We start from the raw sequence: 13,938 nt of genomic DNA, 5'->3' as shown, positions 1-13,938 counted from the left end.
GCGGCCGATGGCCGACGGGCAAGCAAGCCCAGGCAAGCTCCTCGACATCCGCAACCTGCGCATCGAGGCGACCGTCTATCCGCCGGGCGAGGCGCCGAAAACCATCACACTGGTCCACGATGTCTCGCTGACGCTCGAAAAGGGCAAGGTGCTCGGCCTGATCGGCGAATCCGGCGCCGGCAAATCGACCATTGGCCTGTCGTCCATGGCCTATGGCCGCGGCGGCGTGCGCATCACCGGCGGCGAGGTGATCCTCAACGGCCGCGACATCATGAAGGCCGGACCAAGAGGCGTGCGGGCGCTGCGCGGACGCGAGGTGTGCTATGTCGCGCAGTCGGCGGCGGCGGCGTTCAACCCGGCGCACAAGCTGATCGACCAGGTGGTCGAGGCGGCCCTGCTGCACGGCACCGCGAACCGTGCCGAGGCCGAGAAGCGGGCGGTCGCGTTGTTCAAGAAGCTCAGCCTGCCCAATCCCGAGACGATCGGCGAGCGCTACCCGCACCAGGTTTCCGGCGGCCAATTGCAGCGTGTGATGACGGCGATGGCGCTTTGCTCGGAGCCCGACCTCATCGTCTTCGACGAGCCGACCACGGCGCTCGACGTGACGACGCAGATCGACGTGCTTGCAGCGATCAAGGACGCCATCCGCGACACCCATGTTGCCGCCTTGTACATCACCCACGACCTTGCCGTCGTCGCCCAGGTCTCGGATGAGATCATGGTGCTGCGCCACGGCCGGCTGGTGGAGTGGGGCGGCACGCAGCAGATCATCAAGGAGCCGCGCCAGGAATACACCAACGCACTGGTTTCGGTGCACGAGATCGAGCACCAGGAACAGCAGCCCGGCACAACGCCCTTCCTGTCGGTGAAGAATGTGACCGCCGCCTATGGCGGCGGCCATGTCAAGGTTCTGAAGAACGTCTCGGTCGACATCTACCCGGCACAGACACTGGCCGTCGTCGGCGAGAGCGGTTCCGGCAAGTCGACGCTGGCGCGCGCCATAACCGGCCTGTTGCCGCCCGAGCAAGGCACCGTCACCTTCGACGGCAGGCCGCTGGCCAACAGGCTGGCCGACCGGCCGAAGGAAGATCTGCGCCAGCTGCAGATGATCTACCAGATGGCCGACGTGGCGATGAACCCGCGCCAAACGGTAGGCACCATCATCGGCCGGCCGCTGGAGTTCTATTTCGGCATGAAGGGCCGCGAGCGCGACAAGCGCGTCGCCGAGCTGCTCGACGAGATCGAGATGGGCAAGGGTTTTATCGACCGCTACCCGGCCGAGCTGTCCGGCGGACAGAAGCAGCGCGTCTGCATTGCCCGCTCGCTGGCCGCCAAGCCGAAGCTGATCATCTGCGACGAGGTGACCTCGGCGCTCGACCCGCTGGTCGCCCACGGCATTCTCAAGCTTTTGCTGAACCTGCAGCAGCATGAAAAGGTCGCCTATTTGTTCATCACGCACGATCTGGCGACGGTTAAGTCGATCGCCGATTCGATCGCGGTCATGTATCGCGGCGAGGTGGTGCGCTACGGCGCCAAGAGCAAGGTGCTGACGCCGCCCTTCGACGCCTACACCGACCTTCTCCTGTCTTCCGTGCCGGAGATGGAGATCGGCTGGCTTGAGAAGGCGATCAAGGGCCGGCGCATGGCGAGCGCTGGAAACTAAAGCAATTCCCGTAGAGCCGTTAAGCGGCTTTCCGCACGGAATTGCGTTAAAACAAAGAGATAGCTCGCGAAAATCAGCATCCGGGCGGCCGTTGTCATGCGGCTGCAATGCGGAAGAGGAAAGATCGGCTGCAGGCAAGATAGGGCTCGCACCATCAATCTCAAAAAGGGGGCAGGACATGCAGACGGAACTCGACCATCTCGCCGCACTCGCCGGCAAGGGCAGGATCTCGCGGCGCGACTTCCTCGGCCGCGCGGCAGCGCTTGGCGCTTCGGCGGCGCTCGCCACGACGCTTGCCGGCAAGGCTTTCGCCGCGACGCCCGTAAAGGGCGGTATCATCAGGGCCGGCCTGCAGGGCGGCGAATCGACCAACAGCCTCGATCCGGCGCTGAATCTCAGCCAGGTGACCTACAACTTCTGCAAACAGTGGGGCGAATTCCTTGTCCGGCTGACCCCGGAAGGCGGTGTCGAGAACCTGATCGCCGAGGAGATCGGCGCTTCGGCCGACGCCAAGACCTGGACGATGAAGATCCGCGACGGCATCGAATTCCACAACGGCAAGACGGTGAGCGCGGAGGATGTCGTCGCGACGCTCGAGCGCCACGCCGACGAGAAGTCGAAGTCCGGCGCGCTCGGCATTCTGAAGAACATCAAGACCATCAAGGCCGACGGCAAGGACGTGGTGGTGACGCTCGGCGACGCCGATGCCGACTTCCCCTATCTGATGGCCGACTACCACCTGGTCATCCAGCCGAATGGCGGCAAGGACAACCCGAATGCCGGCATCGGCGCCGGGCCGTATAAGGTTGCCGTCAACCAGCCCGGCGTGAAGCATGGCGGCGAACGCTTCGCCAATTACTGGCGCGGCGACAAGGCAGGCCATGCCGACCAGATCGAGATCGTCGTCATCAACGATCCGACGGCCAGGCTCGCGGCTCTGCAGGGCGGCCAGGTGCATCTCATCAACCGCGTCGAGCCCAAGGTGGTCGATCTGGTGAAACGCATGCCGGGCGTCAGCATCGAGAATGTCGCCGGGCGCGGCTATTACCCGTTCAACATGTTCTGCGACACCGCGCCCTTCGACAAAAACGACCTCAGGATGGCGCTCAAGCTCGCCATGGACCGCGAGGAGATGCTGGACAAGATCCTGCGCGGCTACGGCTCGGTCGGCAACGACTTCCCGATCAACGAAGCCTATCCGCTGTTTTCCGCCGATATCGAGCAGCGCAAGTTCGACCCCGAAAAGGCGGCGGCGGCGTACAAGAAGTCGGGCCATAGCGGCTCGATCCTGCTGCGTACCTCCGACGTTGCCTTCCCCGGCGCCGTGGACGCCGCCCAACTCTACCAGCAGTCCTGCGCCAAGGCCGGCATCAAGATAGAGATCAAGCGCGAGCCGGGCGACGGCTACTGGTCGGAAGTGTGGAACAAGCAGCCCTTCTCGCTCTCCTACTGGGGCGGCCGGCCGACGCAGGGCCAGATGTATTCCACCGGCTATCTGTCGACCGCCGACTGGAACGACACGCGTTTCAAGCGGCCCGAATTCGACAAGATGCTCTACACAGCCCGCGCCGAGCTGGACCAGGCCAAGCGCAAGGCGATCTATCGCGACATGGCGATGCTGATGCGCGACGAAGGCGGCCTGATCGTGCCGTTCTTCAACCAGTTCGTCGACGCCGCCAACACCAAGAAGGTCGGCGGCTGGGTGAAGAACCCGAATGGCGAGATGATGGACGGCTATGCACTCAACGAGTGCTGGCTGAACGCCTGATATCAAGCTATCCAAAGCAGCGCCGCGTGTCCACGCGACACGCGGCGCTTCTGTTTTCGATGCATGAGAACCGCCGTGGCGCTCAAATCCAAACTGCTGCTCATCATCCTCGACGGCGTGCCCTACCGGAACTGGCGCCGGTTGATGGGCAATCTCGAAGGCTGGGCGCAGTCGGGCGAGGCGCAGGTGTGGAAGATGCGCTCGGTGCTGCCGTCGACCTCCGCTTGCTGCTACGCCTCGATCCACACCGGTGTTTCGCCGCAGATACATGGCATCCTTGCCAACGAGAACCGCTTTCGCGTCACCCAGCCGGACATCTTCTCGGAAGTGAGCAAGGCCGGCGGCAAGACGGGCGCGGTGACCCATTCCTACTGGTCGGAATTCTTTCGCTCGTATCCGTTCGACCTTGTCGAGGACATGGAGTTCGATGAGCCAGGCGGGCCGATCACACATGGCCGCTTCCACACCATGACCGGCTACAATCTCAAGAACCAGATGACGCCAAGCGACGTCGATCTGTTCGCGACGCTGACGATGCTGACCAAACGCCACGGCATCGACTACGGCATTCTCCACACCTGCACGCTGGACTCGATGGGCCATCGCTTCGGCCATGACTGCCACGAGATGGACCATGCCTGCTACGCGATGGACGGCATGCTCGCCGCCTTCCTGCCGCAATGGCGCCAGGCGGGCTATGAAGTGATCGTGACGGCCGACCATGGCCAGACCGGCCGCGGCCACCATGGCGGCCATGACGACGAGATGCAGGATTTCGCGCTCTATTATTTCGGACCCGCGAAGGGGCCTGAGGCCGACACGCTGCTCGACCAGCTGCAGCTCGCGCCGACAGTGCTGAGCCGGCTTGGCGTGACGATACCAGAGACGATGAAGGCGAAGGTGTTTTTGGGGTAAGCGCCACCTCTCCCTTCTCCCCTTATGGGAGAAGGTGGATCAGCGCGCAGCGCCGAGACAGATGAGGGGTGTTCCAGCGGAGTGAGACGCTGGCTTTCCCTGGAGCACCCCTCATCCGGCCGCTTCGCGGCCACCTTCTCCCACAAGGGGAGAAGGAAAAGCGCCCCTACTGGCAACCTCCCCACTCTTCAGTTAGCCTCCAAAGAATCCTTGGCGGAGGGTGAACCTTTTTGGACCGATCAACGACAGAGCTTCGAGGAGCCAGGCGGCTCAACCGGCCATGAATGCGGCGACGGAAACCGATCGCGCGCTTGTGGACCGGGTCGCGAAGGGCGACCGGGCCGCCGTCCGGCTCCTGTTCATGCGTCACCACGCGCGGATCTACCGCTTCGTGGCGCGCCAGACGGGATCGGAAATGATGGCCGACGATATCGCGAATGAGGTCTTTCTGGAGCTGTGGAAACAGGCGCCCAGTTTCGAGGGGCGCTCTGAAGTTTCCACATGGCTGCTCGGCATCGCCCGCTTCAAGGGGCTATCGATGCTGCGCAAGAAGAAGGAAGACTGGATCGACGACGACGACGCGGCTCAAGTTCCCGACGGCGCCGACACGCCGGAAGTCGTGACCATGAAGGAAGACAAGGCCGCCGCCCTGCGGCGCTTCGTCGACGCCTTGCCGGAAGAACACCGCACGGTGATCGACCTTGCCTATTACCATGGCCAGTCGGTGACCGAGATCGGCGAGGTGCTCGACATCCCGGTCGCGACCGTCAAGACCAGGATGTTCTACGCCCGCAAGAAACTCGGCGAAGCCCTCAAGGCCGCCGGTTACGACAGGGGTTGGCCATGAGCGCCGCTGAAAAGATGTCGCGTCGCGACGAGATGGAAACGCTGCTGCCGTTTTACCTGAACGGCTCGCTGGAGGGCGCCGAGCTGGAGGCCGTCGAGGAGTGGCTGGCCACCGATCCGGCGGCGATGAATGCGCTTGGCGAAGCGGAGGCCGAGTTCTCCGGCACCGCAGCCGCCAACGAGGCGATCCGGCCGCCCGCCGACGCGTTCTCCCGCTTCTCCAAGGCGCTGGACGCCGAGGCCGGTCCGGTGCGCACGCCCGGCCAATCCTGGTTGGCAAGAGTCTTCGGCCGGGTGACGGCAATGCCTGCCGGTGTCGCCTGGGCGGCTGCCGCGGCGCTGCTTGCGCTGGTCATCGTGCAGGCCTTTGAGCAGCCGGGCGGCAAGGGCAACGACTTCGAGGTGGCCGGCACCCAGGATGATCTGGCGAAGCTGCCTTTCGCGCTGGTCAAGTTCAAGCCGGATGCGAAGATGGCCGATATCGCCGCCTTCCTCGGCCAGAACGGGTTGAAGATCGCCGGCGGTCCGACCGCCGACGGCGTGTTCCACCTGACGATTCCGGCCAGCACGGCGGCCGATTACGACAAGCTCGTCGGCCTTATTGCCGTCCAGCCTTTCGCGGAGGCTGTGATCCAGGGAAGGAAACCGGCCGATGGCGGCTAAGGCAATTCCAGGAAAAGTGCGCCGTGGTCGGGCTCGGCGACTTCGCCGTAGCCTTCCGTCCGGAATTGCGTCGAGGCTGAGAGTCATTCTGCATGCGGCGCTCCTTGCGGCGGCGGCATTTGTCGCCGCGCCTGCCTCCGCGCAGACCAACGATCCGAACCTGACGCAAAAACAGCTCGATTGCCTGGACCGCACGACGTCGGCCGGCGGCTGCGACAAGGACGGCGGCGCCAGGAACAGCGACGCGACGCCGGGCACGGCCACGGGCGGCGCGGCGTTCCTGCCGGCGCTGATCGTCGACCTGTTCCCGAATCCCCCGGCGGGCGCCGCCCCGCAAACGCCGGCGAACGGAACATCGTCATCGAACGGTTCCAGCAACACGCCGCCACCCGCTCCGACGCCGAGCGGGCCTGTCACGGTGCCGCAGGGCCTCAACCTTGCCGAACCGCCGCGCGCGATCAGCGGCGAATTCGTGCCCGACGAGGTGCTGGTGACGGTCGAGGGCAATGCCGGCGTGGTGCAGCAGATCGCCAATTCCTTCGGCCTGCAGGTTCGCTCGCAGCGCCAGTCGCTGCTGCTCGGCACCACTTTGGTGCGCTTCGGCATCACCGACGGGCGGCCGGTCGGCGTGGTGCTGGCGCAGCTGGCAGCCGATGGGCGCACGCAGCGGCGCGAGCCCAACCATATCTATTCGCTGCAACAGGCGGCGGGCATCGTCAACTATGCCTTCGAGCGCATCGCGCTCGATGCCAAGCAGGCGAGCGGCGAGAATGTGCGGGTCGCCGTCATCGACACCGGCATCGACGACACCAACCCGGCGCTCGCCGGCGTCATCGCCGGCCAATATGATGCCATGCCCAACGTGCCGATCGAGAAGCGCGACCACGGCACCTCGGTCGACGGACTGATTGCCGGCGTCGGTCCGCTGGAAGGCATGGCGCCGGGCGCCAAAATCTACCACGCCCGCGCCTTCGAAGGCGGCAAGTCGACCATGGACGTCATCCTGTCGGCGCTCGACTGGGCTGCCGAGCAGAATGTGCGCATCATCAATATGAGCTTCGTCGGGCCGAAGAATGACCTGCTCGGCACCGCCTGCCGCAATGCGCGGGCGGCGGGCATCGCGCTGGTGGCAGCAGCCGGCAACAATGGACCGAAAGCGCCTTATGGCTATCCGGCCGCCTTCGACGGCGTGATCGCCGTGACCGCCACCGACGCCAAGGACGGGCTGATGCCGCAGGCCAATCGCGGCGCCTATGTCTTCATCTCGGCGCCGGGCGTCGAAATGGTGGCGCCGAGCGGCGCCGGCTCGGACGTGGTGACCGGCACCTCCTTCGCCGCCGCGATCGTGTCCGGCGCCATCGCCAACCTGATCCACGCCGCGCCCGACCGCTCGGCCGACGACATCGAGAAGGCGCTGGCGGCCACGGCCAAGGATCTTGGCCCGAAGGGGCGCGACAATGACTTCGGCTATGGGCTGCTGGACATCACGGCGGCTGGAGCGGCGAAGGAGTGAGTTTGGGCAACCTGCGTCAGGGTCAAACTCAATCAACCGACTTGCCGTCGACGGCCGAGACCGGCAGGCAGTGCCGGTCTATCTTGCGTAGGTTTGCCGCAGCAAGGTTGCGCTAACCAACGACCAGACTAGATCACTCCTCTAAAGCGTCAGCTTCTGAACTTGAGAGGTCGCGTCCAATCGGTGGGGAATAGGGGCGTTTCTTACAGCGCTTTGGATCAAGCCTGAGATATACGCGGGCGAACGGACTGCTCAGGTCGGCGTCAGCATCGCGGAGGATCCGCTTTGACTCGTTCACTGTCTCGGCTTTGACCGTTACATGGTCTTGCTTCAGAATCTCCATGAGATTTCCAAGCTTCCCTCGATCTTTACTCTCAAGAACAAGGTTGGCGAAAGTAAAAGCATTCATATCCACCCACTTTCTGTGCGGCGGAAACAACTTCATCCTCGGGTCTTGTTCATTGCGACTCTTCAATTTGCGCGCCATGGCCTTCATATTTCCTATTTAAGCGTCACCACATTGCCTTCCGTGCGCTGGATCAGTCGGTCGACCTCTTCAAGTGCCCTTCTTGTCGTTGCGTCTCCTTCGATTCTCACGTATGTCCCGACCTTCTTCTCCTCGGACCTGAACTCCGGCGGAACCTTTACCGAAAATCCGATTACGACCTTGTGTTTATCTTCTCTTGAATTTGTCAGTCCGAGCGTACCGTCCTTGAAAGAGGCCGATGAGACGATTTCAATCTTAGGATTCACGTCGCCGTATATCTTTGTCGTAAATTCCTGAGAGTAAGCCATCGCCGGTTTGTCATCTGTGCCCAGATGACCAAAGAGTTTTAGCGAAACAAAGTCACTCACCATATCAGCGATTCCGATCTTTCCGACGATCGGGTACACGAAATTTGGCTGCGTCGAAAAGAATCCTGGGCGAACATCGCCTGATTTCGGATCACAGTAATCGTGATCGAGGTCGTTGAGAAGGAAATGGAACGTATCCGTTAGGGTAAAAGTCTGAACTCCATTTCTAGATCGATTTATTCCGGTCTTAATGGGTATTGATACCGTCCCATCGGTGATGGCATTCAAGAAATTCAAGTCAAAGCTTGCATCATTTGTTTCTGTACTATCCAAATTGAAGTCGTAAGCGATGACAGTAGGGTCAAAATACTCGACATACGCGTAATCTGCCGGTATAAGCTTCTTCCAGTCGATCGACCAGAGCTTTATCTTTCGATCTCTAACCTTCCTGGCAACATCCTGCCCATACGGATCGTCGTCGTTATAGATTAGCCACCCGGCATACACGTCCGCTATGCCCTGCAAGGCCTCGCAGCGAACCTTTCTGACGATCTCGGGTGCGTAATACCTTGTCATGTCGTGCACGGTCGGTCTCACCGCGCACGCAGAGACTGCAGAGGTTACAGTCACAACAAAAGCCACGCGTCGACGATATCGCAACGTGCCCCTCCCCCCGGCCTTTTATTTAGGCCAATCCGTTATTTTTTATTAATTTCGCAGAAAAACATTCTATTAGCAAGTACTATACCAAAGTTACTGCTAAGGGTATGTTTCGCTTTATAGTTTTCCAATTACGGTCCCATGTGGCAGGGTCTTGCAAGCAGGAAGCCATGAAATGACGGCTGGTGCCGAAAACGACTGCCCGAACAGCGGCCTCGCGCTAGAAGCAGCTAGCCGACTCCTCCATGATCGACAATGCGGCGCAGGGCTGCCGTTTACTGTGGAAGACGGAGAGCGGCTGACTCGTCGCTCAGGACGATTGAGTTTCTGACTCTAAACCGGCGCGCCCCTGCCACCGGTCCCCGCGCCCCAACAGGTCGACCGGCCAGACCTTGCCGCGCGCGCCCTCTTCCAGACCTCACAGGGGCCCGGTCATTCGACAAACAGGCGCGAACATCCTAGTTCTTACCGATGAATGCCGATCTTCCCGAACTTCGGGGCGCTCGCCTCATCCTTCGCAGACCAATTCCCCAAGATGTGGAAACGCGGCTAGCGCTCGGTCGGCATCGCGAGATCGTTGAAGCCTACGGTGGGATATTCGACCCTAGCACAATCTTTACCCGAGCCGATGCCGAAGCAGCCATTCGCTTCATCGAGCAACAGGACTATGCATGGGTGATCGATGCAGGTTGCTTTGTCGGTCATGTGCGCCTTCACAGCATAGACTGGCACGATAAGAGGGCGGCCTTGGCCATCGGCATCGACGATCAAGCATATCTCGGCAAGGGGTATGGTACCGAAGCGATCAGGCTCGTCCTCGGTTACGCGTTTGGTCTTGGCCTGCACCGCATTTCCCTAAGAGTCTTATCGTGCAATTCCCGCGCGATCGCTTGCTATCGCAAGTGCGGATTTGTGGAGGAGGGACGTGAGCGCGAAGCCGCATTGGTCAGCGGGGCTTGGCAGGACGACATCATTATGGGGCTGCTGGACAGAGAATTTGGTCCGATCTGATGATCAACCTAGTTCCCTGGCACAGGGATTTTGAAAGGTTGCCGTTTGTCTTGGTGCAAGATTTTCCGTTCATGTCCGTGAAATCAGCGCAAACGCCGGGGGATTGGTTGCGGCCGCCCCAACGTCGTCATTCTATGGCGGAGCAAGGAGCGAAGCGACGCGCGCAGACCATAGAATGCCGTGACTTGGAAGCTCCGCCACGGTGCTGAATTTTGCTCCCTTGCACGCCTTGGCGAAGGCAACGGCATGGATTCCAGGGTCTTCGCGACGGAGCTTCGCTCCTGCTCCGCCCTGGAATGACGATCGCGATGGCGTTTTCGGCCAATCTCCAACGCGTGCCACCTGCCAACGCAAACAGAGCCGACCGGTCAAAATCTCAGTGCAGTGGCACTATGTGCAGTGGCACTAATTGCTTCAGAAGAATTGTGGTTTATCTATCCCGGCGTCGCCATCCAGCCGCCTTTGACGGCGGATCGCGATGACCGCGATCGACCAATTGTCCATCGGATGACGATCAAGAATGGATTTCGGCCACTTAAAGCGCCGGACCCAATCGTACCGGGCTTCCATCATAGAAACGCGACAGCCGAAAGCGGCTGAGGTCGTGGCCGGGTTCATTTCCCTGGATCAAGTCGGAGACGACGCGGCCGATGCCAGGCCCGATGCCGAACCCGTGGCCGCTCATGCCCGTCGCGACGAAAAGACCGCCGATCGCCTGGACCCGATCCACGACGGGGACGACATCGGGCATGGCGTCGATCATGCCGCCCCAGCCGACCTTCAGGCGAACCGTCTCGAACCGGGGGAAAAGCTGTTTGAAATTGCGCTCGACCGAGCGAAGCTTTGCCGGCTCAGGGGCTGGGTCGAGCACGCGCATTCTTTCGAAAGGGCTTGCGGAATCCGGCGCCCAATCGCGTGGCGTCGACCAGCCATCCGGGTAGCCTGACGGAGCGAACGGGAAATAGCGCGTGCCGAACGGATTGTCCCTGAGGGCGGGAATATACTTGGTGAAGTGCCGGAATGCGTCAGGCCCTAGATAGAGCAAGTGGCTGCCGCCAGCGGCGAGCGTGTATCCGCCATCCTGCCTGCGCCGGAAAGCGATGTGGTCGTCGGCGGCCGCGCCTCGATAGACCTCAGGCATGGGTTCCGTGGCGGCTGTGGTTACCCGGACGCTGAGCTGGGGTATGGATACGCCATGCCTCGCCAGGAACAGGGAAGACCAGGCGCCGCCCGCGACCAGCACGGTTGAGGTCTCGATATATCCCGCCTCGGTCCAAACGCCCTTGATCCTGCCGGCTGCGATTTCGAGGGTCCGCGCTGCGCAATTCTCCACGATCCTGGCGCCCTTTCGCACGGCAAGCCTGGCTAACGCAGGCACCGCCAACCAAGGTTCCGCGCGCATATCGGAAGGCGTCGTCATCGCGCCTTTGAACCTGCGCGACATGCCGCTGATGAGTTCAGCGGTTTCGTCGGCGTCCAGAAGTCGCGTGTCGAGCTGATGGATTGCGGCGATCTTCATGAACTCTTCGAACTTGGCCATGTCCTTGTCGGCGTTCGCCAGGTAGGTCACGCCTGTCTGGTTCAGCCCGATGTCCTCGCCGCATTCCTCGGCCAGTTGCCGCCATAGGCGACAGGCCTCGATGACGATCGGCAGCTCATCTGCGTCTCGTCCCTGCTTTCTGATCCACCCCCAGTTGCGGGAGGACTGCTCGGCCGCAACGCGGCCTTTTTCCAGCAGCGTCACCGGAATGTTTCGGGAAGCAAGAAAGAGGGCCGTCGTTACGCCGATGACGCCGCCACCGACGATCACCACCTCCGAAGCCTTCGGCGGAGGACCGGGGTACTGGACTGGATCCGCTTCGGTGAACGGGAATGTCGGCAAATGGCGCACCTGGAAGGACTGGTTGACGGTCTGGCTTACCGGTTGTCACCGTCCAGCATCAGGAGCAGCCGAAGGCTGACCGTTGTCCCACGGCAGCAAAGGTAGCCCAGAAGGAGGCGACCGGCGAAGCCTTCGGAATGCTGACCTACGCTGGTGCCCCAGCCACCGACCCCCTCACCACCAGATCGATCGGCCAGACCTCGCCGCGCGCCCCTCTTCCAGCCCCGAGATGCGCGCGGCCAAGCGGCGCCGGCTCGGACGTGGTGACCGGCACCTCTTTCGCCGCCGCGATCGTGTCCGGCGCCATCGCCAATCTGATCCACGCCGCGCCCGACCGCTCGTCCGATGACATCGAGAAGGCGCTGGCCACCACCGCAAAGGATCTCGGCCCGAAGGGGCGGGACAATGACGGCTATGGGTTGCTGGACGTCAAGGCGGCTGGGGCGGCGAAGGAGTGAGTTTGGGCACCGCTCGGGGCCAAACTCAGTAGTTGGCTGCTGCCGGACGGGTATTGGGCGACGCCGAATGAGACGTTTCGCTATACGAGCTCAAGAAGCTCGATACGGTTCCCAAATGGGTCGCTGACATAGATGCGCCTGATGCCCGGCAGATCAGCGTCAAACCAGAATCCGATGCTCCTCGACTGAAGTGCGGCGATTGTTTGATCTAATTTTTCTACCCGGAACGCAGGATGCGCTTTCTTGGCAGGAGCAAACGGCTTCTCCACGCCCAAATGAACTTTGACGCTCCCGCTCTCGAACCATGCTCCACCGCGCGAACGCAGTTCCTCGGGTTTGTCGACCTCGCAAAGGCCGAGGACGCCACAGTAGAAGTTCCGTGCGGCCTGCTCTTCGCCTTCAGGCATAGCCAACTGGATGTGGTGCAATTCAAGAATCATGCAGCTGTCCTGGCGACCTCTATCGCGTTTGCTTGAATGAAAGCGTCCGTTAGGAAACTCCGCCGCTCAAGGTAGTTGAGTCTAATCTCTACGCCGGCGCCCCGGCCACCGATCCCCTCACCACCAGATCCACCGGCCAGACCTCTCCCCGCGCCCCCTCTTCCAACCCCGATATCCGCGCCGCGAGCCGTTCCGCGACGCGCGCGCCGGCGAGGCGGATCGAGGAGCGTGTCGTCGACAGCGGCACCGGGAAATTCTCCGGCCGCAGCCAGGGGAAGACGTCGTCATGGGCGACCAGCGACAAGTCGCCCGGTATGGCGAGGCCGAGATCGCGCACGGCGCGCACCACACCCAGCGCCATGATCAGGCTGGAGCACACGATCGCCGTCGGCGGCTCAGCCTCCTCGAGCAGGCGGCGGGCGGCGCGGTAGCCGTTTTCCTCGGTCATCGCCGCCGAGCGGATGTGGCGTTCGCCGAGCGCCAGCCCGTTCGCGGCAAGCGCGCGGCGCATGCCGCGCTCGCGGTGGATGGCGAAAGTCTCGCGCTCGTTGCCGTTGATCAGCGCCAGGCGCTTGTGGCCGAGCTGGATCAGCAGCCTCGACGCTTCGTGGAAGGCGCCCTCATTGTCGATGTCGAGATAGGGATAGTCGAAATCGAAGCCTTCGCTGCGGCCATGGGCGATGAAAGGGATGCCCAGCGTGTTGACCAGCGCCAGCCGCTTGTCGGCCGGCCGCGGCGAGGACAGGTAGACGGCGTCGACCTGGCGGTTGGCGACGATGCGCCGGTAGGTCGTTTCCTCGTCGTCGGCATCGGCGGGCGAAAGCACAAGGTCGAGCTCGTGCGAACGGGCATAGTCGCCGAGGCCGGAGAGGAATTCGACGAAGTGCGGATCGATGTCGACGGCGGCCCCGGTCGGCAGCACATAGCCGATCATTCCCGACTTGCCGGTGGCGAGCCGGCGCGCGCTGGGGTTCGGCCGGTAGCCATGGCGCTTGGCGGCATCCATAACCCGGCGCCGGGTCTCCTCGTTGACCTCGGGGTAGCCGTTCAGCGCCCGGCTCACCGTGGTCTGCGAGAGCGACAGCATATGCGACAGCTGCTTGAGGTTCATCGGAGGCCTCCAGCCTCAAAGCGCTTTCAATTTTGAATCGATCTGACGATTGTTGGCGAGATCATCAAGCATGACGACCTTAGAGGCCAGACAGCATCGTTTGAAGCAAAATTGCTGCTGCATCGCCAAAAAAGCATGCTGCACCGCACTTTTCTCGCCCCGTCTCCTCGAATTTAAATCGATTAATCAAGTCGCCCTCTTGACTCCCGGAAG

Annotated in this window: 12 protein-coding genes and 1 pseudogene; 8 read left to right on the top strand and 5 right to left on the bottom strand. The window is 62.2% G+C overall.

Going from position 1 to position 13,938, the window contains the following annotated elements; genetic code table 11:
* Positions 1–7 precede the first annotated feature (7 nt).
* The 6 genes from FJW05_RS04900 to FJW05_RS04875 all read left to right on the top strand — a co-directional run bounded on the left by FJW05_RS04900 (position 8) and on the right by FJW05_RS04875 (position 7,368).
* A complete protein-coding gene (locus FJW05_RS04900) occupies positions 8–1,663 on the top strand; it encodes an ABC transporter ATP-binding protein (protein ID WP_181164868.1) in 1,656 nt (551 codons plus the stop codon).
* Between the two features lie 178 nt (positions 1,664–1,841).
* Positions 1,842–3,431: an ABC transporter substrate-binding protein gene (locus FJW05_RS04895; protein ID WP_140628639.1), complete on the top strand. Its 1,590-nt coding sequence runs from the start codon at positions 1,842–1,844 to the stop codon at positions 3,429–3,431.
* A gap of 75 nt (positions 3,432–3,506) precedes the next feature.
* On the top strand, positions 3,507–4,346 hold the full coding sequence (locus FJW05_RS04890) for an alkaline phosphatase family protein (protein ID WP_140628637.1): 840 nt from the start codon (positions 3,507–3,509) through the stop codon (positions 4,344–4,346).
* Between the two features lie 280 nt (positions 4,347–4,626).
* Positions 4,627–5,193 carry a sigma-70 family RNA polymerase sigma factor gene (locus FJW05_RS04885; protein ID WP_140628633.1) on the top strand — a complete coding sequence of 189 codons (567 nt, stop codon included), beginning with the start codon at positions 4,627–4,629 and terminating at the stop codon, positions 5,191–5,193.
* Complete coding sequence (locus tag FJW05_RS04880; RefSeq protein WP_140628629.1) at positions 5,190–5,855, top strand: anti-sigma factor; 666 nt, start codon at positions 5,190–5,192, stop codon at positions 5,853–5,855. Before FJW05_RS04885 ends, FJW05_RS04880 begins: the two co-directional genes overlap by 4 nt.
* Entirely contained in the window at positions 5,845–7,368 is a 1,524-nt protein-coding gene (locus tag FJW05_RS04875) for a S8 family serine peptidase (protein WP_246673214.1), read from the top strand. Before FJW05_RS04880 ends, FJW05_RS04875 begins: the two co-directional genes overlap by 11 nt.
* A 133-nt stretch (positions 7,369–7,501) precedes the next feature.
* On the opposite strand, the gene FJW05_RS04870 is transcribed toward FJW05_RS04875, so the two are convergent.
* Both FJW05_RS04870 and FJW05_RS04865 read right to left on the bottom strand, forming a co-directional pair.
* Entirely contained in the window at positions 7,502–7,855 is a 354-nt protein-coding gene (locus FJW05_RS04870; protein WP_140628626.1) for a hypothetical protein, read from the bottom strand.
* A 14-nt stretch (positions 7,856–7,869) separates the two neighbouring features.
* Positions 7,870–8,748 (bottom strand): hypothetical protein, encoded by an 879-nt coding sequence (locus FJW05_RS04865; protein WP_140628623.1) that lies wholly within the window; start codon positions 8,746–8,748, stop codon positions 7,870–7,872.
* Positions 8,749–9,294: 546 nt separating this feature from the next.
* Between FJW05_RS04865 and FJW05_RS04860 the strand changes: the two genes are divergently transcribed.
* The gene (locus FJW05_RS04860) at positions 9,295–9,834 is read left to right on the top strand and encodes a GNAT family protein (protein ID WP_140628620.1); all 540 of its coding nucleotides are present in this window, start codon (positions 9,295–9,297) and stop codon (positions 9,832–9,834) included.
* A gap of 535 nt (positions 9,835–10,369) precedes the next feature.
* Here FJW05_RS04860 and FJW05_RS04855 read toward each other — a convergent pair.
* Positions 10,370–11,716, bottom strand: a complete 1,347-nt coding sequence (locus tag FJW05_RS04855; RefSeq protein ID WP_140628617.1) for an FAD-binding oxidoreductase — start codon at positions 11,714–11,716, stop codon at positions 10,370–10,372.
* 239 nt (positions 11,717–11,955) lie between these two features.
* Between FJW05_RS04855 and FJW05_RS04850 the strand changes: the two are divergent.
* Positions 11,956–12,174, top strand: a pseudogene (locus tag FJW05_RS04850) (S8 family serine peptidase); the annotation flags it as partial.
* 80 nt (positions 12,175–12,254) lie between these two features.
* On the opposite strand, the gene FJW05_RS04845 reads toward FJW05_RS04850, so the two are convergent.
* Together FJW05_RS04845 and FJW05_RS04840 are read right to left on the bottom strand one after the other, a co-directional pair.
* On the bottom strand, positions 12,255–12,614 hold the full coding sequence (locus FJW05_RS04845; RefSeq protein ID WP_140628614.1) for a VOC family protein: 360 nt from the start codon (positions 12,612–12,614) through the stop codon (positions 12,255–12,257).
* Positions 12,615–12,702: 88 nt separating this feature from the next.
* A complete protein-coding gene (locus FJW05_RS04840; RefSeq protein WP_140628612.1) occupies positions 12,703–13,725 on the bottom strand; it encodes a substrate-binding domain-containing protein in 1,023 nt (340 codons plus the stop codon).
* Positions 13,726–13,938 lie beyond the last annotated feature (213 nt).

The organism is Mesorhizobium sp. B2-9-1, from assembly GCF_006439455.1.
Lineage (GTDB): Bacteria > Pseudomonadota > Alphaproteobacteria > Rhizobiales > Rhizobiaceae > Mesorhizobium.
The sequence above is the reverse complement of the archived record's forward strand: the minus strand, read 5'-3'. Positions and strand labels throughout refer to the sequence as shown.